This window comes from Psychrosphaera sp. 1_MG-2023, from assembly GCF_030548245.1.
GTDB lineage: Bacteria > Pseudomonadota > Gammaproteobacteria > Enterobacterales > Alteromonadaceae > Psychrosphaera > Psychrosphaera algicola.
Genome location: NZ_JAUORW010000006.1, coordinates 1 through 21,201 on the forward strand (window position 1 = coordinate 1; position 21,201 = coordinate 21,201).

A 21,201-nucleotide genomic window follows, 5' to 3' on the forward strand; every position below is an offset into this window, starting at 1 on the left:
CGCTCGTAGCTCAGCTGGATAGAGTACCTGGCTACGAACCAGGCGGTCGGAGGTTCGAATCCTCCCGAGCGCGCCATTTTTTAACGTTGTTTCTTGTTGCGCGCTCGTAGCTCAGCTGGATAGAGTACCTGGCTACGAACCAGGCGGTCGGAGGTTCGAATCCTCCCGAGCGCGCCATGAAACAACCTTTTTATTACCACCCCAAACATTTCTAAACGCTCAACGCAGCGCACTACAAAACCCACTCAGTATAAAAACCACATCGGTATTCATTCGTTAACTCCAAACTTAATTCAATATCAAAATGTCTTAAACACCCTAATATTTTTGTAATTCTAATACGCATTGTTACGCCATAACCCAATTTCTCGTTTTTTCACAGCTTTGAATTCAGTCTGTTGTTGGGTTTTATTGATTTTCAATAAGCAATAACAAAGACGCTTAAAAATAATTTTGTTGTCCACGGTATCGCCTCGTATAAAATCGACTAACCTATAACGATTAGTTGACGAGTTTATAGGTTTGAGATGTATATTTTAGACGCCATAGTGTTTAGGATACTATTTCGGGTTTGGAAAACTGTTGGGCTCAAAAGTTCTGTTTAATTATTAATCACAGTTTGTATAAAAAAATAACAGCCGTAATTTTAGTTACCCCAAATTATATTACTTTACGAACGGTTAATATTCATTCTCGGATCTTCATTTTGGTTTTACATTATTACTAATTTGTAAAATGGACTGACCATTTGTGTCAAAGCTTTATTTTTACTGGTTTTCAGCTATATTTATTCGCTGAATTCGAGCTCTTTTATGCACCAATTTAGAAAAAATAACTTTTCTTTCTAACGTTTTCTGTGGTACTTAAGAGCTAATACTCTAATTTGATTACGTTGGGCGTTGCTTATTTATTCATTTATTGTGGAATAATATGCACCCAGATCAAATTGTTTAATTAAATAAATACAACAGGGTTGGATTATGAATGTTACTGAGCTTTTAGTAGAAGCAGGCATACTTATGGTGGTCGGAATGACGGTCGTATTTGTGTTTTTAACAATACTGATTTTTGCGACAAAAGGGTTAACCTCTTTTGTTCAATCATTCCCAGAGCCGGAAACGTCAACTCCCGCCCCAAGAAGAAATACACACTCTGCTACTGGCGATACATCACAACAAGTTGTCGCAGCAATAAGCGCTGCCATTAAACAACATCGCAAAAAGAACAATTAGAGGACGGAACATGAAAAAGCCATTATTACTTACAGAATTAGTGCTCAGAGACGCACACCAGTCGTTACTAGCGACTCGTATGCGCTTAGATGACATGCTACCAATTGCTGAAAAACTCGATAAAGCGGGTTATTGGTCTGTAGAATCTTGGGGTGGCGCGACTTTCGATTCGTGTATCCGTTATCTTGGTGAAGATCCTTGGGAACGTATTCGTGCATTAAAAGCGGCGATGCCAAATACTAAGCAACAAATGTTATTGCGCGGTCAGAATCTTTTAGGTTACCGCCACTATGCTGACGATGTCGTTCGTAAGTTTGTAGAACGTGCTCATAAAAATGGTGTTGACGTATTCCGTATTTTTGATGCAATGAATGACATCCGTAATTTAGAAACAGCTGTTAAATCTGCTGTAGATGTTGGCGCACATGCTCAGGGCACTATTTCGTATACAGTAAGCCCAGTTCATAATATCCAAATGTGGTTAGACATGGCTAAGCGTCTAGAAGATATGGGTTGTCACTCTATCTGTATTAAAGATATGGCCGGTTTATTAAAACCATATGAATGTGAAGAATTAATTTTAGGCCTTAAAAAATCTGTTGACCTACCGATTGCAATGCAATGCCATGCGACCACGGGTCTTTCTACCGCAACGTACCAAAAAGCAATAGATGCTGGTATTGATATGTTAGATACCGCCGTTAGCTCAATGAGTATGACGTACGGCCATACGGCAACTGAAACTATGGTTGCTATTGTTGAAGGCACTGAACGTGATACAGGGCTTGATCTTGTATTACTTGCTGAGATAGCCGCTTATTTCCGTGATGTTCGTAAGAAGTACGCGAAGTTTGAAGGTAGCATGAAAGGCGTAGATGCGCGTATCTTGTTAGCTCAAGTTCCTGGTGGCATGTTAACTAACATGGAAGGCCAGTTAAAAGAACAAGGTGCTGAAGACAAGTTTGACGAAGTACTTAAAGAAATTCCACGAGTTCGTGAAGACCTAGGCTTTATTCCTTTGGTAACGCCAACGTCGCAAATAGTAGGTACTCAAGCTGTTTTAAACGTATTGACTGGTGAACGTTATAAGTCAATTACCAAAGAAACTGCGGGTGTATTAAAAGGCGAATATGGCGCAACTGCTGCGCCAGTTAATGCTGAGCTACAAGCTAGAGTATTAGACGGTGCGGACGCTATCACGTGTCGTCCAGCAGATGTTATCAGTGATGAGCTTGAGTCTTTAACTGATGAATTAACCAATATTGCAGCGGATAAAGATATTACGCTAGCCGATGACCAGATTGACGACGTCTTAACGTATGCGTTATTCCCACAAATTGGTCTGAAATTTTTAGAAAATCGCAATAACCCTGAAGCATTTGAACCAGTCCCTACTGGTGACGTTGAATCAACCAAGTCATCTAAACCGGCAGTTGCAGACGGTGAACCTGAAGCGTATAGCGTTTCAGTCGATGGTAAAGTTTATGAAGTGGTTGTAGCGCCTTCTGGTGAGTTGACTTCAGTGGTAAGCAAAGGACCATCTGATGAAAGTGGTAAACAGCACGCAGCAGTAACTGGCAGCGAAACGTTGAATGCGCCACTAGCAGGTAATATTTTCAAGTTATTAGTTTCTGAAGGTAGCGCAGTTCAAGAGGGTGATGTTGTGATCATCATGGAAGCGATGAAAATGGAAACTGAAATTCGAGCTGCATCAAGTGGTGTTATTTCCTCAATCAATGTCAAAGATGGCGACTCGGTTTCAACCGGCGATGTCTTGCTAACTCTGGGGTAATATAATGGACGGATTGCATACGCTATGGGCATCAACGGCCCTTGCGAATTTTGAAATGGGTCAAATTGTGATGATGATAGTAGGCTGTGGCTTACTCTATCTCGCGATTGCAAAAGGCTTTGAACCTTTATTGTTATTACCTATTGGTTTTGGTGCCATTTTGGCTAACATTCCATTGGCGGGTTTTACTGATGAAGGCGGACTTTTATATTATATCTACCACATTGGAATAGAGACGGGGGTATTCCCGCTGCTAATCTTTATGGGAGTGGGGGCCATGACAGACTTTGGGGCGTTAATCGCGAACCCTAAGATGTTATTACTCGGTGCCGCAGCTCAGTTTGGTATTTTTGCGACCTTGTTTGGTGCCATATTATTAAACCTAATACCTGGTTTTGACTTTACCTTACAAGATGCGTCTGCTATTGCCATTATTGGTGGTGCTGATGGACCGACAGCAATATTCTTGGCGTCTAAATTGGCCCCTGATTTGTTAGGTGCAATTGCGGTAGCTGCATATTCTTATATGGCGTTGGTGCCAATTATTCAGCCTCCAATCATGAAAGCGTTAACGACAGTTGAAGAACGTAAAATCAAAATGGCGGAATTACGTCAGGTGTCTAAAAAAGAAAAAATACTATTTCCATTGGCAGTATTATTTTTATCAGCAATGTTCTTACCAGCATCAGCTCCGCTTGTCGGAATGTTCTGTTTAGGCAACTTAATGAAAGAATGTGGTGTTGTTGACCGTTTAAGCAATACAGCGCAAAACGAACTTATCAACGTCGTTACCATCTTCTTAGGTTTGGCTGTTGGTTCTAAGTTGAGTGCAGATAAATTCTTGACCGTTGATACGTTAGGTATTTTAGCATTAGGGGCTGTTGCATTTAGTATCGGTACAGCAGCCGGCGTTATGATGGCCAAAGTATTAGGTAAGTTTAGTAAAGAACCGATCAATCCATTGCTTGGTGCTGCGGGTGTATCTGCTGTTCCGATGGCAGCGCGAGTGGTAAATAAAGTTGGTCTGGAAGCGAATCCACACAACTTCTTATTAATGCATGCAATGGGACCAAACGTTGCTGGTGTACTTGGGTCAGCTGTAGCTGCCGGTATATTATTAGCACTCGTTGGTTAGTAAAATTAAATGGCTTGGGTAAAAACAAGCCATTTTTCAATTGTGGCTCATAAAAAGTACAATTGGGTAAGAAAAAAATAAATTAAGGGTCGATCCTAGATTGTTGGATTTGTGTTCGTTTGGTATACTTTCACCCCGTCCTGACAATCATCTAAAATAAAAAAACTTTCATCGCTGAATATTTGTTCAAGCGGTTTTTTTTGTTTTTGGGATGAGCACATATCGCAATCTATTTTTTTAAGGCTAGTATGACTACTCGATATATTTTCGTAACTGGTGGTGTTGTTTCTTCATTGGGTAAGGGTATTGCTGCGGCGTCCCTAGCTGCAATTTTGGAATCTCGTGGTTTAAAAGTTACCATGTTAAAACTCGACCCGTACATCAACGTTGACCCTGGCACTATGAGCCCAATTCAGCATGGTGAAGTTTTTGTGACCGAGGACGGCGCGGAAACAGATCTAGACTTAGGTCACTATGAACGTTTTATTCGTACCAAAATGACGAAGAAAAACAATTTCACTCAAGGACGTGTCTACCAAGATGTATTGGCTAGAGAACGCCGTGGGGGTTACCTAGGTGCGACGATTCAGGTCATTCCTCATATTACCAACGAAATTAAGCGTCGTGTTGTTGAAGGTGCTGAAGGCATGGATGTTGCCATCGTAGAAGTTGGTGGCACTGTCGGCGATATCGAATCACAGCCATTCTTAGAGGCAATTCGTCAGTTAGGCGTAGAAGTTGGTCGTGACAATGCAATGTACATGCATTTGACGCTTGTTCCATATTTAGGAACCGCTGGTGAAATTAAAACAAAACCGACTCAACATTCCGTAAAAGAACTACGTTCGATTGGTATCCAGCCTGATATTTTGATTTGTCGTTCTGACCGTGCAATTCCAGCTAACGAACGTTCTAAGATTGCTTTGTTCACTAACGTTGAAGAAAAAGCCGTTATTAGCTTAAAAGACGTTAGCTCAATTTATCAAATTCCGGCGTTGTTAAAGTCGCAGGGACTCGACCAACTTATTTGTCGTCGTTTCCACATCGATGTTCCAGAAGCAGACTTAACTGAGTGGGAACAAGTTTTATATTCAGAATCAAATCCAAACGGTGAAGTTAACATCGGTATGGTTGGTAAGTATGTTGAATTACCAGACGCCTATAAATCTGTAAACGAAGCCTTAAAGCATGCGGGCCTTAAAAACCGTCTGTCGGTAAATATTCAATATGTTGATGCTCAAGATGTTGAAGTAAAAGGGGCTGACATTTTAAAAGACCTAGACGCGATCTTAGTTCCTGGTGGATTTGGTGAACGTGGTACAGAAGGCAAAATGTTAGCCGCGCAGTATGCCCGTGAAAACAAAATTCCATATTTAGGGATTTGTTTAGGAATGCAGGTTGCACTAATTGAGTTCGCACGAAATGTTGCGGGACTTGAAGGCGCCCACTCAACTGAATTTGACCCTGAAACACCGTTTCCGGTTGTTGGTTTGATAACTGAATGGTTAGACAAAGAAGGTCAAATTGAGTCGCGTACTGAAACTTCAGATTTAGGCGGAACTATGCGTTTAGGTGCACAACGTTGTTTCTTGAAACCAAATTCAAAAGCGCGTGAGGTTTACGGCAGCGAATGGATCGTTGAACGTCATCGTCATCGTTATGAAGTAAATAATAACTATATTGAACAACTCGAGAAAGCTGGTTTAGTTTTTGGAGGGTTGTCAGAAGATAAGAAACTGGTGGAAATGATAGAAATCCCAGGACATCCTTGGTTTGTCGCGGGTCAATTCCATCCAGAGTTTACGTCTACGCCTCGTGACGGGCATCCTTTGTTTGAAGGGTTTGTCGGTGCTGCGGGCGACTACGCAAAAAATAAATAAAACTTAGAATGCAGTCTGTTGGCTGCGTTTCACTTCACAACAAGTTAAGGAATTGGGAATGTCTCAAATTGTTAAAATCATTGGTCGTGAGATCATGGACTCACGCGGTAACCCGACTGTAGAAGCAGATGTATATCTGGAATCAGGCGCTGTTGGCCGTGCAGCTGCACCAAGTGGCGCATCAACTGGTTCACGTGAAGCATTAGAATTACGCGACGGAGACAAAGGCCGTTATATGGGTAAAGGCGTTGAATTAGCTGTTGCTAACATCAATGATAAAATTGCTCCGGTATTAATCGGTAACGACGCTCAATTGCAAGTTGCTATCGACCAACTAATGTTGGATTTAGACGGCACAGAAAACAAAGCAACATTAGGTGCGAATGCAATCTTAGCGGTTTCTCTTGCAAATGCTAAAGCTGCAGCGCTAGAAAACGGTGTAGCTCTGTTTGAACACATCTCAGCGTTAAATGGCACTAAGGGTGAATACTCTATGCCTGTACCTATGATGAATATTCTTAACGGCGGCGAACATGCTGACAATAACGTTGATATTCAAGAATTCATGGTGCAACCTGTTTCTGCTAAATCATTTAAAGAAGCACTACGTATGGGTGCTGAAATCTTCCACAACTTAAAATCAGTATTAAGCGAAAAAGGTCTTAATACCGCAGTTGGTGACGAAGGTGGATTTGCGCCAAACTTAGCATCAAATGAAGAAGCATTAGCTATCATTGAAATCGCGGTTGAACGCGCTGGTTACAAACTAAATGAAGACGTAACTTTAGCCCTAGATTGTGCTGCTTCTGAATTCTATTCAGACGGTATCTACAACCTTAAAGGCGAAGGGAAAGAATTCGATTCAGCTGGTTTCTGTGACTACTTAGCCGAACTTAGCGAAAAATACCCAATTGTTTCAATCGAAGACGGTCTTGATGAGTCTGATTGGGATGGCTGGAAACTTCTTACTGACAAAATCGGTGAAAAAGTACAGTTAGTTGGTGACGACTTATTCGTTACAAATACTAAGATTTTGCGTGAAGGCATTGAAAAGGGTGTTGGTAATTCTATCCTTATCAAGTTTAACCAAATTGGTACTTTAACTGAAACGCTTGAAGCTATTCGTATGGCTAAAGAAGCGGGATATACCGTTGTTATCTCTCACCGTAGCGGTGAAACTGAAGACTCAACGATTGCTGATTTAGCAGTTGGTACAGCGGCTGGTCAAATTAAGACTGGTTCTCTATGTCGTTCAGACCGTGTATCTAAGTACAACCAATTGTTACGTATCGAAGAACAGTTAGGCGATGTTGCTTATAACGGCCTAAGTGAAATTAAAGGTCAGTAATTATACTGGCTCGATAATCTTAAAAAGGGGAATTCATTGTGATTCCCCTTTTTTGTTTCTTGGTATTTTTTCGATATAGCGTTATATTTCTGACATGAAGACGCCTGACAATCAACCCAACTTATGGCAACAAAGAACAAACCATCAGGTTTTGTCTGAGCTTGCTAACGCCTTGTATGAACGTGAGCTTAAACGTTTATCCCAAGACGAAGGGTTAGATTTACAGACAATTCAAAAAAGACTTCGGTCTTTACCTTACTATATCAAACGAGCGTCGGAGCATATCGCCGAACTATACACTCCGCTCGATTTAGACAGCCAAAATGGCTCTTGGCTAGGTACACAATCGGCAAAGCCGTTCTCGATAAAAGCCGCTCCAGAAAAAACGGAAATGTATTATCAGCAACATGCCAAAATGGCACTCATTGTTCCTGTCGCAGTAAGTCATTATGGAATTGAACAAGTAAAGCTCGATACCATTGACGAGATTGATTGGGACCAAAAACGATTACATTGCAATGAACAAGGTTGGTTTCAATTTAACGGCCAGCAACTCGAACCCAATAGGCTCTACAACAAAACACTATTAAAGTTGGGTAAACCAATAATGTCTGCGGCATGTTGTGGCCATCAATGGCTTAATCTACACAAAACAACTCCAAGATTATTGAGTTTGCGTGAAATGTTATTGGCCAGTCGGATCAATTGGCAGCAATTTCACAAATTATTATCCCTGAATATGTAAACCCCTCTTTCTATATTCGTAAATCGTTTGCATAATAGCGTTATGACTAACCTTTAGATTTGCAAAGCGTGCGCCTAATTAATTTTTTGTTATTAGTATTAGCTTCCTTACTATTGTACCGACTCGTATTTGGTCACAATGGTGTGGATTTTTACAATTCGCATCGTAAAGAAGTAACAAAATTAAAACATGACAACGAACAATTAATTAAACGAAATGAACTCATTGCTGCGGACGTAAAAGATCTTAGCGTTGGACTTGAGGGAATTGAAGAGCGCGCTCGCAACGAGCTTGGCATGATTAGAGAGAATGAAACCTTCTTTCGTGTAGTACCAAAACGAGAGGATAATTAATCCATGACTGAACCATTGCCGAGTTTGGCAGTTGTTATCCCAGCAGCTGGCACTGGTAAACGAATGTTATCGGAAGTACCAAAACAATATTTAACCTTAAATGGTCTAACCGTTATAGAACAAACGATTAACAAATTCATCGAGTTACCTTTTGTTCATAGTATTATTTTAGCGTTGTCGGCAGACGACACCGTATTTTCAACTCTGTCAATTGCTCATCACCCTAAGGTGAAAACGGTTATCGGCGGAAAAGAACGAGCTGATTCCGTGTTAAGTGGCATTAGGTTTGCGTCAGAACTCGATTTGTCTTGGGTTATGGTCCACGACGCAGCGCGACCATGTGTTTTAGAACGAGACATTATTGAACTGTACCACCAATGCGTAGCGCAGCAGTCAGCAGGAATTTTAGCGGTACGCGTTAAAGATACAATGAAACGAGCAAAACCGGATTCAGTTTCGGTTGACCATACTGTTCCAAGAACAGACTTGTGGCACGCGTTAACACCGCAATGCAGCGATATTAAATCATTAGAAAGGGCACTTGTTAGTCAACTGCAGGATGGATTAGTAAACTCTGCAGTAACTGATGAAGCCTCGGCACTAGAGTTAAACAACAAGCGGGTTTTGCTCGTGGCCAGCAGTGCTCGAAATATCAAAATTACTGAGCCAGACGACTTAGAATTAGCGCAATTATTTTTACAAAGTGAAGAGTGATGAATATTAGGATTGGAAACGGCTACGACGTACATAAATTTGGTGGAAACGGGCCTATCGTGCTTGCAGGGGTCAAGATCCCATATGAACAAGGTTTTGTGGCGCACTCTGACGGCGACGTCGCTATTCATTCATTATGTGATGCTATTCTCGGCGCATTGGCGTTAGGAGATATTGGCAAGCATTTTCCAGATACGGCTGATCAGTACGACAACATCGATAGTCGAATATTATTACGCCATGTTGTGAAATTAGTGAATGAGCTAGATTTTGTAGTGGGTAACTGTGACCTGACTATTATTGCGGAAGCGCCAAAAATGGCGCCTCATATCGAAAACATGCGTAAATGTTTAGCAGAAGATTTACTTGTGGACGTTTCTCAAGTATCGGTTAAAGCCACTACAACTGAGAAACTCGGTTTTCAAGGTCGTAAAGAAGGCATTGGCGTTCAAGCGTCAGTACTCATGTTTAAAACTAAAGTTGGAACAGAATGAGCGAATCCCCCCATTTTAAAGATTGGCGTTTAGACCATTGGCAATATGCGTACGGACAACCTACCGCAACGGCAATTTTTAAAGACGTACCAGAGGACTTTATCGTCACCGAAAAATTAGGTTATGACCTAACCGGTGAAGGTGAAAACCTGTATTTGTTAATTGAAAAAACCTCAATGAATACGCAGCAAGTGTGTATGCATTTAGCTAAAGTTCTGCAACGACGTTTACGTGATGTGGGTTACGCTGGTTTAAAGGACAAACACGCCATTACTCGGCAGTGGTTTTCGATTCAAATGAACGTTAAACAAGAACCAGACCTAACAGGTGTTGAAACACCTAATATTAAACTGCTTCAAACGATTCGTCACAACCGAAAGCTTAAAGTCGGTTCGTTAAAATCCAACCAGTTTGATATTCAACTTAAATCTGTGTCTGACATTGCAGATGTCCAACGTCGATTGACCCATATTGCTGAGCACGGTGTTCCTAATTATTTTGGAGAGCAACGTTTTGGATTTAAGGGAAATAACCTAAATTGGGCTAATAGGATGGCAGACGGCGAAGCAATCCGTGATAAAAAAGTCAAAGGTTTCGGTCTATCGGGCGCACGTTCATTTTTATTTAATGAGGTACTCAGTGCTCGACTTGCAGGTAACCCAGAGGTAACTGCAATAGAGGGCGATGTTTTTGAATTAGCTGGCAGCAACTCTTATTTTCAACAACCATTGGCTCCTGAAATTCATCAACGTTTAGCTGAAAAAGACATCTACTTAACAGGTCCTATGTTTGGTGACGGCGAGATGTTGTCAAAAGGGGACGTTCAAACGCTTGAAAACGACATTGCTACCCAACATCCTAAATGGGTAAAACTGCTGGTCGATAATGGCCTAAAACAAGAACGCAGGGCGCTGTGGTTATATCCACAAAATGTAAAACATACTCAAAGTGGCGACAATATAAGCCTTAGTTTTGAATTGCCGAGTGGCACATTTGCGACCTCTGTTATTCGCGAATGTATAAGGATATTAGAACGTGAAAATACTAGTCAGTAATGATGATGGTGTGCATGCTCCGGGATTAGAAGCGTTATATGAAGCGCTTTCTACACTGGGCGAAGTTACAGTTGTCGCGCCAGATAGAAATCTAAGCGGTGCCAGCAGTTCATTAACGTTGACCAATCCACTGCGTTTGCACAAACATAAAAATGGCTTTTATAGTGTAAACGGCACTCCTACAGATTGTGTTCATCTTGCCATTAACCAATTGATGAAAACACAACCCGATATAGTGGTAGCTGGAGTTAATCATGGTGCCAATTTAGGCGATGATACATTTTACAGTGGTACGGTTTCTGCCGCTGCGGAAGGACGTCATTTAGGTTTACCAGCGGTTGCTATGTCGTTGGTGAGTCGCAATGAAAATAACCTTAAAAGTGCTGCTAGAGTTGCCCGTGATGTAGTTGAGAACATTATTAAAAATCCGATACCTTCTGATCAGATCTTAAATGTCAATGTACCTGACTTACCTTATGAAGATATTGCAGGCTTTGAGGTGACGCGTTTAGGTCGCAGACATAAAGCTGAAATGATGCAAAAACAGAAAGATCCATGGGGACGGGATATTTATTGGTACGGTGAACTTGGCAGAGAATTAGATGCGGGTGAAGGTACTGACTTTTACGCCATCTCACTAAATAAGGTATCAATTACACCATTAAAAATTGATATGACGGCATACGACAGTTTAGAAACTGTTGCGAACTGGGTTAAACAATTAGAAATTTAATATGAATCAATTTGCACGAAGTGGTGGCGCACTGGTCAGCCAATTAAAAACTTTAGGTGTTACCAATGACAGTGTTCTAAACGCTATGTCTGAGGTTCCAAGACACTTCTTTATTGAATCTGTGCTGGCACATAAAGCCTATGAAAATACCGCTTTGCCTATTGGCCAGGGTCAGACAATTTCACAGCCATATATTGTTGGAAAAATGACGCAACTTTTGGTTGAACATAATGTCGAAACCAATGTATTGGAAATTGGCACCGGTTCTGGGTATCAGGCAGCCATTTTAGGTAAAGTATTTGATAAAGTCTTTTCTGTAGAGCGGATCAGAAACTTACAACTAAATGCCAAACGTAAGTTACAGCAGCTTGATATTTACAACGTGCAAATGAAGCATGGTGACGGGTGGCAAGGCTGGGAGTCAAAAGCCCCATTTGATGCCATCATAGTGACAGCGGCACCTAATGAAGTTCCACCCGCGTTGAAACAACAATTAAAAGATGGTGGTATTTTGATATTACCGGTTGGTGAACGTGTCCAACATCTTGTTAAAATTGTCCGGAATGGCGATACGTTCGTCGAAACTATTTTAGAACCCGCTAAGTTTGTTCCATTAGTGGCAGGAGCAACCATTTAGTGAAAATATTTACAACGCTTTACGATACATGTTTGAAGTGGGCAAAACACAAATATGCGACGGCATATTTAGCGGTTTTAACCTTTGCTGAATCCGTATTTTTCCCAATCCCACCAGATGTTATGTTGGCTCCAATGGTTTTGAGTCAACCTAAAAAAGCGTGGTATTTTGCGTCAATAACCAGTATTAGTTCTGTAATTGGTGGTATTGTCGGTTATTTCCTTGGTGCGTATTTATACGAGCCAGTTGTTTTACCTTTTATTGAAATGATGAGTTACCAAAGTAAGTTCGAAACAATAGTTAACTATTTTAGCGAATATGGCGTGCTAGTTGTGTTTGTTGCCGGATTTACCCCAATTCCATACAAATTATTTACAGTAAGCGCTGGTATGTTATCGATGGCGTTTTGGCCATTTGTATTTGCCTCTGCCATTGGTCGCGGCATGCGATTCTTTTTGGTTGCTGGGATCTTGTATTTTGGTGGCGAAAAAATGGAACATAAGATCCGCGAATACGTGGACTTTTTAGGTTGGTTAGTGATTGTGCTAATCGTAGGTTTGATCGGATATAAACAATTATTCTAATGAAAATAGTCGTAGTCGCCCTAATATCGTTTTTAATTTTAACGAGTTGCACAAGTCGAAAAGCGCCTGCACCTATCGCGGACATAAGCGACGCGGGGGTAAGCTATTTACCTTCTTATCGTAATACTTTGTCTGACGACACGTACGAAGTTAAACAGGGTGAAACCCTTTATTCAATCGCATGGCGTTCTGGGCAAGACTTTCGGTATTTGGCTCAGATAAATAAAATAGATAAACCATTTAATATTTACCCGGGCCAAAAGTTAATCATTAACCCCAAAGCAGTCGTTAATAAAGCTGAACCACCAAAGCAGGTTATAGTGGGCGTAGTAGACAGTTTAGGAAAAAATAACAAAAAACTTATTGCAAAAGAAAAGTCAGAGGAGTACGGTAAAAAACAACAGGATCATAGAGATACACAAAAAGCTAATAAAGATCCGTTCCCTAGTAAGATCCGCAATTGGCGGTATCCTAGTAAGGGAAAAATAATTGAGACTTATTCAAGCCGTGTAAATGGCAACAAAGGACTCGATTTTGGTGGAAAAGAAGGTGACTCCATTATTGCTGCAGCAGACGGCAAAGTGGTTTACGCTGGCAGTGCGCTTCGAGGTTATGGCAATTTAATTATTGTCAAACATAACAATGATTATTTGAGTGCTTACGCTCACAATCGTTCACTAAAAGTGAAAGAACAAGATTGGGTTAAGGCAGGTCAAGTGATTGCAGAGATGGGAAAATCCGGATCTGATCGAGTGCGTTTGCATTTTGAAATCCGATTCCGTGGCCGTTCTGTTAATCCACTTAAGTACCTTCCAAAACGTTAAGCACTCGATTTCAACACCTGGATGATCCACTGAAGGGTAAATTGGAGGCGTGTATGAGCCAAACTAGTGTTAAAAACATCGAAACGGACGCAAAAGTTGACCTATTAGAATTAGTCGAACCTGACATTAATGACATTGAAGATGTCGCAAAGGAAGAAAAGGAAGAAGTTGTAGCCAAAGCCGACCAGCCAAAAAACTTAGACGCCACTCAAATCTATCTTAGTGAAATTGGATTTTCACCATTACTATCCGCCGAAGAAGAAGTCTTTTTTGCTCGCAAAGCTTTAAGAGGATGCGATGCCTCCCGCAAGCGTATGATCGAAAGTAATTTACGACTCGTTGTTAAAATTGCCCGTCGTTACAATAATCGTGGTTTAGCTCTATTAGATTTAATCGAAGAAGGTAATTTAGGTTTAATTCGAGCAGTGGAAAAATTCGACCCAGAACGTGGATTCCGTTTCTCTACTTACGCGACCTGGTGGATTAGACAAACAATTGAACGCGCGATAATGAATCAGACACGAACGATTCGTTTGCCTATACATGTGGTGAAAGAACTAAATGTTTATTTACGTACGGCGCGAGAGCTTGCCCAAAAACTCGATCACGAACCTACAGCAGAAGAAATAGCAGCAACTCTAGATCGCCCAGTAGAAGACGTTTCTAAGATGTTACGTTTAAACGAGCGCATTAGCTCTGTCGACACACCAATCGGTGGTGACTCGGATAAAGTCTTGTTAGATATTATAGCGGACGACAGAGGCAAGAGCCCTGAAGTTAAAACGACGGATGATGATATAAACGACAATATTGTTAGCTGGTTAGAGCAACTTAATCCAAAACAACGTGAAGTTTTGGCTCGTCGATTTGGTCTGTTGGGTTATGAACCTTCGACACTTGAAAATGTGGGTAAAGAAATTGGCTTAACGCGCGAACGTGTTAGGCAGATCCAAGTTGAAGCGTTACGTCGTTTGCGGGACATGGCGACTCATGAAGGCCTTAACATGGAATCCTTGTTTAAAGTCGAAGTGTAAAACCTAATGTTTTTAATTAAAGCCAGCGGCCAACCCGCTGGCTTTTTTAATGTTTCCAATTTATTGCCGATATCGCTCTATTAGATGAGTTTTTATTGGCGTTGTTTAACTCTAATCGTATTAGAATCACCAATTTTAAGATGTTAATTTCAAGGATACTAATGACTAAATTTTCTTTTCTCTTAATTGCGTTTGTTTTTTTTGTAAGTGCTGCCTCAGCACAAGATAAATATCAAGATGAATTACTAGCAGACCTGACGTATCTCGCGTCTGATGACTTAAAAGGTCGAGCCAATTTTAGTCCTGAAATTGACGTCGCTGCAGATTATATCCAAAACCGATTTAAAGAAATCGGACTGAAGCCTTTTCGGGGCGAAAAATCATTTTTACAGGCTGTTCCTGTTTATAAATATGCGGTAACAGAAGCGAATTTAAAACTGAACAATACGGTAATCGACGGCGTAAATTTGGCGGTTGTCAGTACGGCGGATGGTGACAGTTCGTTTAATTTGGATATGTTATCCGTTACGCATGTAGGGCCAGGGCAAGAACTGAAAACTGAATTGCGCCAGCTGAATATGTTAGGTGGTAATCACTTAGTACTAATCGACAAAAGCCATGTGAAATGGTTTAACATTTATCGAAATTATTTCTCCCGTGGATTAACGAAAAAAAGTCTAAGTGAGCGAGGGACTTTCTTTTTGGTTCTAACAGATCTCACTTCAGTAAAATCGGCCGTTGCCGACGCAGAAGTTAAGTTGGAGATAAAAGAATTATTTAATGTTGTGGGTGTATTGCCTGGGCAAGAGTTGAAAGATGAGTATGTATTATATTCATCTCATTATGACCATTTAGGTATGATGCCTGAAGACCAAAGTAGCAGTGCAGATAAGGATAGGATTTTTAATGGTGCTGACGACAATGCATCTGGAACTTCCGCCGTTATTAATTTAGCGGCGCAATTTGCGGCGCAAAACAAAAACAAACGCACGTTAATATTTTCAGCCTTTTCGGGTGAAGAAATTGGTGGTTTTGGTTCTAAGTTTTTTTCCAAACAATTGGATCCGGCAAAAATTATTGCGATGGTTAATATTGAAATGATAGGAAAACCATCAAAGTTTGGTCCAGGTATTACTTGGATTACGGGCCCTAAGCGTTCTAATTTTATGACGCTCATTAATAACTATTTGGAACCAGAAGGCATCAAAGTTCATGCAGATCCGTATCCAGATCAAAGACTGTTTTATCGCTCGGACAACGCCTCTTTAGCTAAGTTTGGCGTGCCTGCTCATTCGTTCTCTACAACACAATTAGATAAAGATATCCATTATCATCAAGTGACCGATGACGTTTCAACGCTAAATCTTGAATCGATGAATAACGTGGTGAATACCATAAAGCTATTTTCTGAGGGAATAAATGATGGGACGATTACACCGAGTCGAATAGAGCCAATGCCAGAGCAAGCTTCCGGCAAAATATACTAAGTTTCGCTGAATGATCTATTAATTATGTGAATCGTATACATAGAAGTAAAAAGGCCCGACACAAAATGTTATTTTGGTCGGGCCTTATTATGCCTCAATTAAAAGTTAGCTTTAACCGTTAAATGGCAATAGTAAGATGTTCTATTTTATCTTTTGCTTTAATTCTAATATCAATTGCCATGCTTGGCGCGGTGACAACTCATCTATATCGGTTTGATTTAAAATATCGACAACCTCAGACTGCTCCATGACTAATAATGGCATCTGTGGAACTTGGTTGTCCGCAGAGGCCGGGGTTGCGCCTGTAGGAATGTTATTCGACTCTAAATAGTGCAGTTTGGCTTTTGCAAAAGTAAGTATTTCTGGTGGTAGACCCGCAAGTTTAGCCACTTGTATCCCAAAGCTTTTACTCGCAGCGCCAGGTTGAACTTGATGCATAAAGACGATGTCGTCACCGTGTTCATGGGCATCGAGGTGTACATTAAATACGCCTTTTTGTTGTTCTGCATATTGTGTCAGTTCAAAATAATGGGTGGCAAAAAGCGTTAGTGCGCCAATCTTATTAGCAAGATGCTGGGCACAGGCCCAAGCTAAACTTAGACCGTCGTAGGTACTTGTCCCGCGGCCAATTTCATCCATTAACACTAATGAATTAGGCGTCGCATTATGCATTATGTTCGCAGTTTCCGTCATCTCAACCATAAAGGTCGAACGGCCAGAAGCCAGATCATCGGATGCACCGATACGGGTAAATATCCTGTCAATATTACCAATTTGTGCACGCTCAGCAGGAACAAAACTACCTATATTAGCAAGCAAACAAATCAGTGCGATTTGGCGCATGTAGGTTGATTTACCGCCCATATTTGGCCCTGTGATAATCGCTAGGTGGTTTTGCTGGTCGAGTTCCACAGGGTTTGCAATGAAAGGTTCCGTCATGACTTGTTCAACAACCGGGTGACGACCGCCTTCGATTTTAACAAAGCGACCTTCGACCAATTCTGGTTTTGCGTAATTTAAGGCATCGGCGCGTTCTGCAAAATTGTTTAATACATCGATTTGGGCAATTGCGTCTGACGCCAGCTGTAAAGGCTCAATTAATGTAGCTAGGTGCTCGAGCAATTCTTCATATAAACGTTTTTCAAGCGCTAATGCTTTACTTTGACTGCTCAGGACTTTCTCTTCGTGTTCCTTTAACTCTGGAATAATATAACGTTCGTTGTTTTTTAATGTTTGACGACGAATGTACTCTGATGGCACTTTATCTGAGTACGCTTTACTTATATCAATGTAAAAGCCGTGTACTCGATTGTAGCCGACTTTTAGGGTGCTAATTCCTGTTCGTTCACGTTCGGATATTTCCAATTGCTCAACAAATCGAGTTGCGCCAGCACTGAGTTCTCGCCATTCATCTAATTCGTCGTTGTAACCCGGTGCAATAACGCCACCGTCTCGAATAAGTACCGGTGGATTATCAATAATCGCCTTTTGTAGTAAATCAGAGAGCTCAGGAAACGTTTGAATTTGGTTGTTAAGTGCTTTAAATCGTAGTGCGGTTGCATCACTTACCAAGGCCTTTAAGGTAGGAAAAACCAATATTGCACTTCGTAGACGTGCCAAATCCCTAGGTCGAGCCGAACGAAGCGCAAGGCGAGCAACAATTCGTTCAATATCACCTATTTGTTTTAATACGTCAGAAAATTCGTCGTAATTAGCCTTGTTATATATGTGTTCAACGGCTTCTAGTCGAGCATTTATTTCACTGTGATTGCGACGTGGTAGGTGGATCCAACGCTTTAGAAGTCGGCTTCCCATTGACGTTGATGTTTTATCTAATACCTGTGACAAGGTATTTTCCTGCCCACCACTTAGATTTTGCGTTAACTCTAGATTACGGCGCGTAGCTGAATCCAAAATTATTGTATCTTCAATAGATTCCAAAACTACCGCACGGATATGTGGCAAAGCGGTACGTTGAGTGTCTTTTACATATTGCATCAAACAACCCGCAGCGCAAATGGCAACAGGTGCATTAGTTACGCCAAAGCCCGCAAGGTCTTTTGTTTTAAATTGTTGTGCTAAAACGCGTTCGCTGGTTTGTAAATCATATTCCCAGTCGGGACGTCTGCGAGTTCCCTTAATGGATTGTAATAAGCTCAGATGCGGAAAACTCTCAGGAAATAACAATTCTGCTGGGGAAAGACGTGTCAGGGTGGCACTCAAATCTGCGATTTGGTCAAACTGGTTTATTAAAAATCGACCACTGTTAATATCCAGATAAGCGATTCCAAACTGTTCACCTGACTTAGTGGAAGATGAATAAACTGAGCAAATTAGGTTATCAGTCCGCTCATTTAATAGATTTTCATCACTAACGGTGCCAGGGGTAACGATTCTTACCACTTTGCGTTCGACAGGACCTTTACTTGTCGCTGGGTCACCAATTTGCTCACATAGGGCGACTGACTCTCCCATTTGCACTAGACGCGACAAATAATTATCGACCGCATGATAAGGTACGCCGGCCATAGGAATAGGTTGCCCAGAAGACGTTCCTCGTTTGGTTAACGATATATCAAGTAACTCGGCGGCTTTTTTTGCATCGTCAAAAAAGAGTTCGTAAAAATCGCCCATTCGGTAAAACAACAAAATTTCGTGATGATCTTTTTTCATCGACAAATATTGTTTCATCATTGGAGTTTGTTGCGAGATGTTTTCAGGGCTGTAAATATCGGTCATAAAAGCGTTAACAGAATAGTGATTTAGTCTATGATATCGAACATTGTCCCAGATCAAAAACCGTCTGTCTTGCTAAATTTACTGACAAAACATGAGGTATCCAAATGGAAAACAAAATATACAAACAGAGTCAATTATTAGGTGACTTATTGTTAGCCAAAGGTTGGAAGATAACGACCGTTGAATCCTGTACCGGTGGCGGTATAAGCAGCGCAATAACAGAGGTTGCAGGGAGCTCGGGATATTTTGATTGTGCCTATGTAACTTACTCAAACGAAGCGAAACATAGGTTGGTCGGAGTTAATACCGAGACGTTAAATACTTATGGCGCGGTATCGGATGAAACCGTTCACGAGATGGCAATGGGCGCACTAAATGCAGCTAATGCTAATGTGGCAATTGCCATTAGTGGTATAGCAGGCCCAGGTGGCGGTACAGAATTAAAGCCAGTTGGTACAGTTTGGTTAGCGATTGCGACAAGGGACAGTACTCAAGTTGAAAAAAGTACTGTATGGTCACAGTGTTTTACATTTTCAGGTGACCGAAGTGAAATACGACAAAAAGCTACTGAGGTGTCGTTAATAAAGGCCTGTGAGCTAGTTGGCTGAAAATATTTAAATAAATAAAAATTTTTATTGATACTGTTTAATTATACAGTATACTTTGCAGCAAGTTATGACGAAATGCATAAAAACAAATTCTTGGAGATTAAGATGGACGCGAATAAAGAAAAAGCGTTAGGCGCAGCTTTACAGCAAATTGAACGTCAATTTGGTAAAGGTTCAATCATGAAGCTAGGCGATAGCAAAGCGTTAGATATTGACTCAATTTCAACAGGTTCACTTGGTCTGGATATCGCGCTTGGTATAGGCGGTTTACCTTGTGGTCGTATCATCGAAATCTATGGTCCAGAATCGTCAGGTAAAACAACATTAACGTTACAAGTTATTGCGGAAGCGCAAAAAGAAGGTAAAACCTGTGCGTTTGTTGACGCAGAACACGCATTGGACCCAATTTATGCCTCAGCATTAGGCGTAAATGTTGCTGAGCTCTTAGTATCTCAGCCAGATACTGGTGAGCAAGCATTAGAAATTACGGATATGCTAGTTCGCTCTGGTGCAGTAGATGTATTAATTGTTGACTCCGTTGCAGCATTAACACCAAAGGCTGAAATTGAAGGTGACATGGGCGACTCTCACATGGGTCTACAAGCCCGTTTGATGTCTCAAGCATTACGTAAGTTAACGGGTAACATTAAACGTTCGAATACGTTATGTATTTTCATTAACCAAATTCGTATGAAAATTGGTGTGATGTTCGGTAACCCAGAAACGACAACTGGTGGTAACGCACTTAAATTCTACGCTTCAGTTCGTTTAGACATTCGTAGAATTGGTTCGGTTAAAGAAGGTGATGAGGTTATTGGTAACGAAACGCGAGTTAAGGTTGTCAAAAACAAGGTTGCTCCGCCATTTAAGCAAGCTGAATTTATTATTATGTATGGCAAAGGCATTTCTAAAGAAGGTGAGTTAATTGACCTTGGCGTGAAGCACGGCGTGGTAGATAAGGCTGGTGCCTGGTATGCATACGGCGGTGATAAAGTTGGTCAAGGTAAAGCTAACTGTATTAAGTTCTTAAAAGAGAACACTGCCATGGCTGACGAGATCGAAGGAAAATTACGTGACATGTTGTTATTAAAAGCTGAAATCAAAGATGAAGAAGCAGAAGATAAAGAAGCGACATTGTAATTAGATAATAAGAATTGAAAAAGCCGTGTTTAATACACGGTTTTTTTATGCCTAAAATTTTTATTAAGGTTAAAAACCATATTAAGCTTACATCTGAAATTGTGCTAAATTAGCATTTAATTACAAAAACCTAATGACGGAATAGTCACTCTTGTATTATAGGGACGCGTTTTGTGAACAAGTATCGTTTTTTTCAAGCTAATAAATTTAAGACTATCTTACTTGCAGCGAGTGTTTTTAGTAGTTCTTCCTTTGCTGAATTTCAAAGTTCAGAGGTGATAAAAAAAGTTTCGCCTAAATATCCTAGAGAGGCTTACCTAAGGCAAATAGAAGGTTACGTTTCTGTGATTTTTGTTGTCAATAAAAAGGGGGAAGCTGAAGATATCGAAGTCATAGATGAAAAACCCAAAAGAATTTTTCGTAAATCAGCGCTAAATGCTCTGAAAAAGTGGAAATTTAAGCCGGCTATGGATGATGGCAAACGGACAACAGACATTATGGAAATTACCATAGATTTCAATATGCATTAGCGAGTTGTCGAGTTTTTGTAAGTTTGTTATTACCTAGAATAGTTTCACTTTTTAGTATGTCGAAGGTAAGCACCCCAAAGGTTAATTTGTTTTTCTTCAAAATTGAAATTTTCCACAATAGAATTTAGCAAGTTGTT

At 40.8% G+C, this 21,201-nt stretch carries 20 protein-coding genes and 1 tRNA gene; 20 read left to right on the top strand and 1 reads right to left on the bottom strand.

What is annotated here, in order from left to right; genetic code table 11:
* Positions 1-100 precede the first annotated feature (100 nt).
* The 17 genes from Q4575_RS06880 (at position 101) to Q4575_RS06960 (ending at position 16,047) form a co-directional block, all read left to right on the top strand.
* A tRNA-Arg gene (locus Q4575_RS06880) sits at positions 101-177 on the top strand.
* 803 nt (positions 178-980) lie between these two features.
* Complete coding sequence (locus Q4575_RS06885; protein ID WP_272180585.1) at positions 981-1,232, top strand: OadG family protein; 252 nt, start codon at positions 981-983, stop codon at positions 1,230-1,232.
* 10 nt (positions 1,233-1,242) lie between these two features.
* Positions 1,243-3,024: a sodium-extruding oxaloacetate decarboxylase subunit alpha gene (oadA, locus tag Q4575_RS06890; RefSeq protein WP_215963949.1), complete on the top strand. Its 1,782-nt coding sequence runs from the start codon at positions 1,243-1,245 to the stop codon at positions 3,022-3,024.
* A 4-nt stretch (positions 3,025-3,028) separates the two neighbouring features.
* On the top strand, positions 3,029-4,159 hold the full coding sequence (locus Q4575_RS06895; protein WP_215963948.1) for a sodium ion-translocating decarboxylase subunit beta: 1,131 nt from the start codon (positions 3,029-3,031) through the stop codon (positions 4,157-4,159).
* Between the two features lie 248 nt (positions 4,160-4,407).
* Entirely contained in the window at positions 4,408-6,039 is a 1,632-nt protein-coding gene (locus Q4575_RS06900) for a CTP synthase (RefSeq protein WP_303521869.1), read from the top strand.
* Between the two features lie 58 nt (positions 6,040-6,097).
* Positions 6,098-7,387 (top strand): phosphopyruvate hydratase, encoded by a 1,290-nt coding sequence (gene eno / locus Q4575_RS06905; RefSeq protein WP_215963946.1) that lies wholly within the window; start codon positions 6,098-6,100, stop codon positions 7,385-7,387.
* A 94-nt stretch (positions 7,388-7,481) separates the two neighbouring features.
* A complete protein-coding gene (locus Q4575_RS06910; protein ID WP_215963945.1) occupies positions 7,482-8,132 on the top strand; it encodes a hypothetical protein in 651 nt (216 codons plus the stop codon).
* Positions 8,133-8,200: 68 nt separating this feature from the next.
* On the top strand, positions 8,201-8,485 hold the full coding sequence (gene ftsB, locus Q4575_RS06915) for a cell division protein FtsB (protein ID WP_215963944.1): 285 nt from the start codon (positions 8,201-8,203) through the stop codon (positions 8,483-8,485).
* Positions 8,486-8,488: 3 nt separating this feature from the next.
* Positions 8,489-9,199, top strand: coding sequence for a 2-C-methyl-D-erythritol 4-phosphate cytidylyltransferase (gene ispD, locus Q4575_RS06920; protein ID WP_303521872.1), 711 nt, complete (start codon positions 8,489-8,491; stop codon positions 9,197-9,199).
* Entirely contained in the window at positions 9,199-9,693 is a 495-nt protein-coding gene (ispF, locus tag Q4575_RS06925; RefSeq protein WP_215963942.1) for a 2-C-methyl-D-erythritol 2,4-cyclodiphosphate synthase, read from the top strand. Before ispD ends, ispF begins: the two co-directional genes overlap by 1 nt.
* The gene (truD, locus tag Q4575_RS06930) at positions 9,690-10,748 is read left to right on the top strand and encodes a tRNA pseudouridine(13) synthase TruD (RefSeq protein WP_215963941.1); all 1,059 of its coding nucleotides are present in this window, start codon (positions 9,690-9,692) and stop codon (positions 10,746-10,748) included. The genes ispF and truD overlap by 4 nt, the downstream gene beginning before the upstream one ends.
* Positions 10,729-11,481, top strand: coding sequence for a 5'/3'-nucleotidase SurE (gene surE, locus Q4575_RS06935; protein WP_303521875.1), 753 nt, complete (start codon positions 10,729-10,731; stop codon positions 11,479-11,481). Before truD ends, surE begins: the two co-directional genes overlap by 20 nt.
* 1 nt (position 11,482) lies before the next feature.
* Positions 11,483-12,118, top strand: a complete 636-nt coding sequence (locus tag Q4575_RS06940) for a protein-L-isoaspartate(D-aspartate) O-methyltransferase (RefSeq protein WP_215963939.1) — start codon at positions 11,483-11,485, stop codon at positions 12,116-12,118.
* Entirely contained in the window at positions 12,118-12,702 is a 585-nt protein-coding gene (locus Q4575_RS06945; protein WP_215963938.1) for a YqaA family protein, read from the top strand. Before Q4575_RS06940 ends, Q4575_RS06945 begins: the two co-directional genes overlap by 1 nt.
* Positions 12,702-13,526, top strand: a complete 825-nt coding sequence (locus Q4575_RS06950; protein ID WP_215963937.1) for a peptidoglycan DD-metalloendopeptidase family protein — start codon at positions 12,702-12,704, stop codon at positions 13,524-13,526. Before Q4575_RS06945 ends, Q4575_RS06950 begins: the two co-directional genes overlap by 1 nt.
* A gap of 53 nt (positions 13,527-13,579) precedes the next feature.
* Positions 13,580-14,560 (top strand): RNA polymerase sigma factor RpoS, encoded by a 981-nt coding sequence (gene rpoS, locus Q4575_RS06955; protein WP_215963936.1) that lies wholly within the window; start codon positions 13,580-13,582, stop codon positions 14,558-14,560.
* 161 nt (positions 14,561-14,721) lie between these two features.
* Entirely contained in the window at positions 14,722-16,047 is a 1,326-nt protein-coding gene (locus Q4575_RS06960) for a M20/M25/M40 family metallo-hydrolase (protein WP_303521879.1), read from the top strand.
* A 141-nt stretch (positions 16,048-16,188) separates the two neighbouring features.
* Here the strand turns inward: Q4575_RS06960 and mutS are convergent, their stop codons facing one another.
* The gene (gene mutS / locus Q4575_RS06965) at positions 16,189-18,786 is read right to left on the bottom strand and encodes a DNA mismatch repair protein MutS (RefSeq protein ID WP_303521881.1); all 2,598 of its coding nucleotides are present in this window, start codon (positions 18,784-18,786) and stop codon (positions 16,189-16,191) included.
* A 104-nt stretch (positions 18,787-18,890) separates the two neighbouring features.
* Between mutS and Q4575_RS06970 the strand changes: the two genes are divergently transcribed.
* From Q4575_RS06970 to Q4575_RS06980, 3 genes are all read left to right on the top strand, one after another.
* Entirely contained in the window at positions 18,891-19,394 is a 504-nt protein-coding gene (locus Q4575_RS06970; protein WP_303521883.1) for a CinA family protein, read from the top strand.
* A gap of 105 nt (positions 19,395-19,499) precedes the next feature.
* The gene (gene recA, locus Q4575_RS06975) at positions 19,500-20,534 is read left to right on the top strand and encodes a recombinase RecA (RefSeq protein ID WP_215963933.1); all 1,035 of its coding nucleotides are present in this window, start codon (positions 19,500-19,502) and stop codon (positions 20,532-20,534) included.
* Positions 20,535-20,707: 173 nt separating this feature from the next.
* Positions 20,708-21,064, top strand: a complete 357-nt coding sequence (locus tag Q4575_RS06980; protein WP_215963932.1) for an energy transducer TonB — start codon at positions 20,708-20,710, stop codon at positions 21,062-21,064.
* Positions 21,065-21,201: the final 137 nt, after the last annotated feature.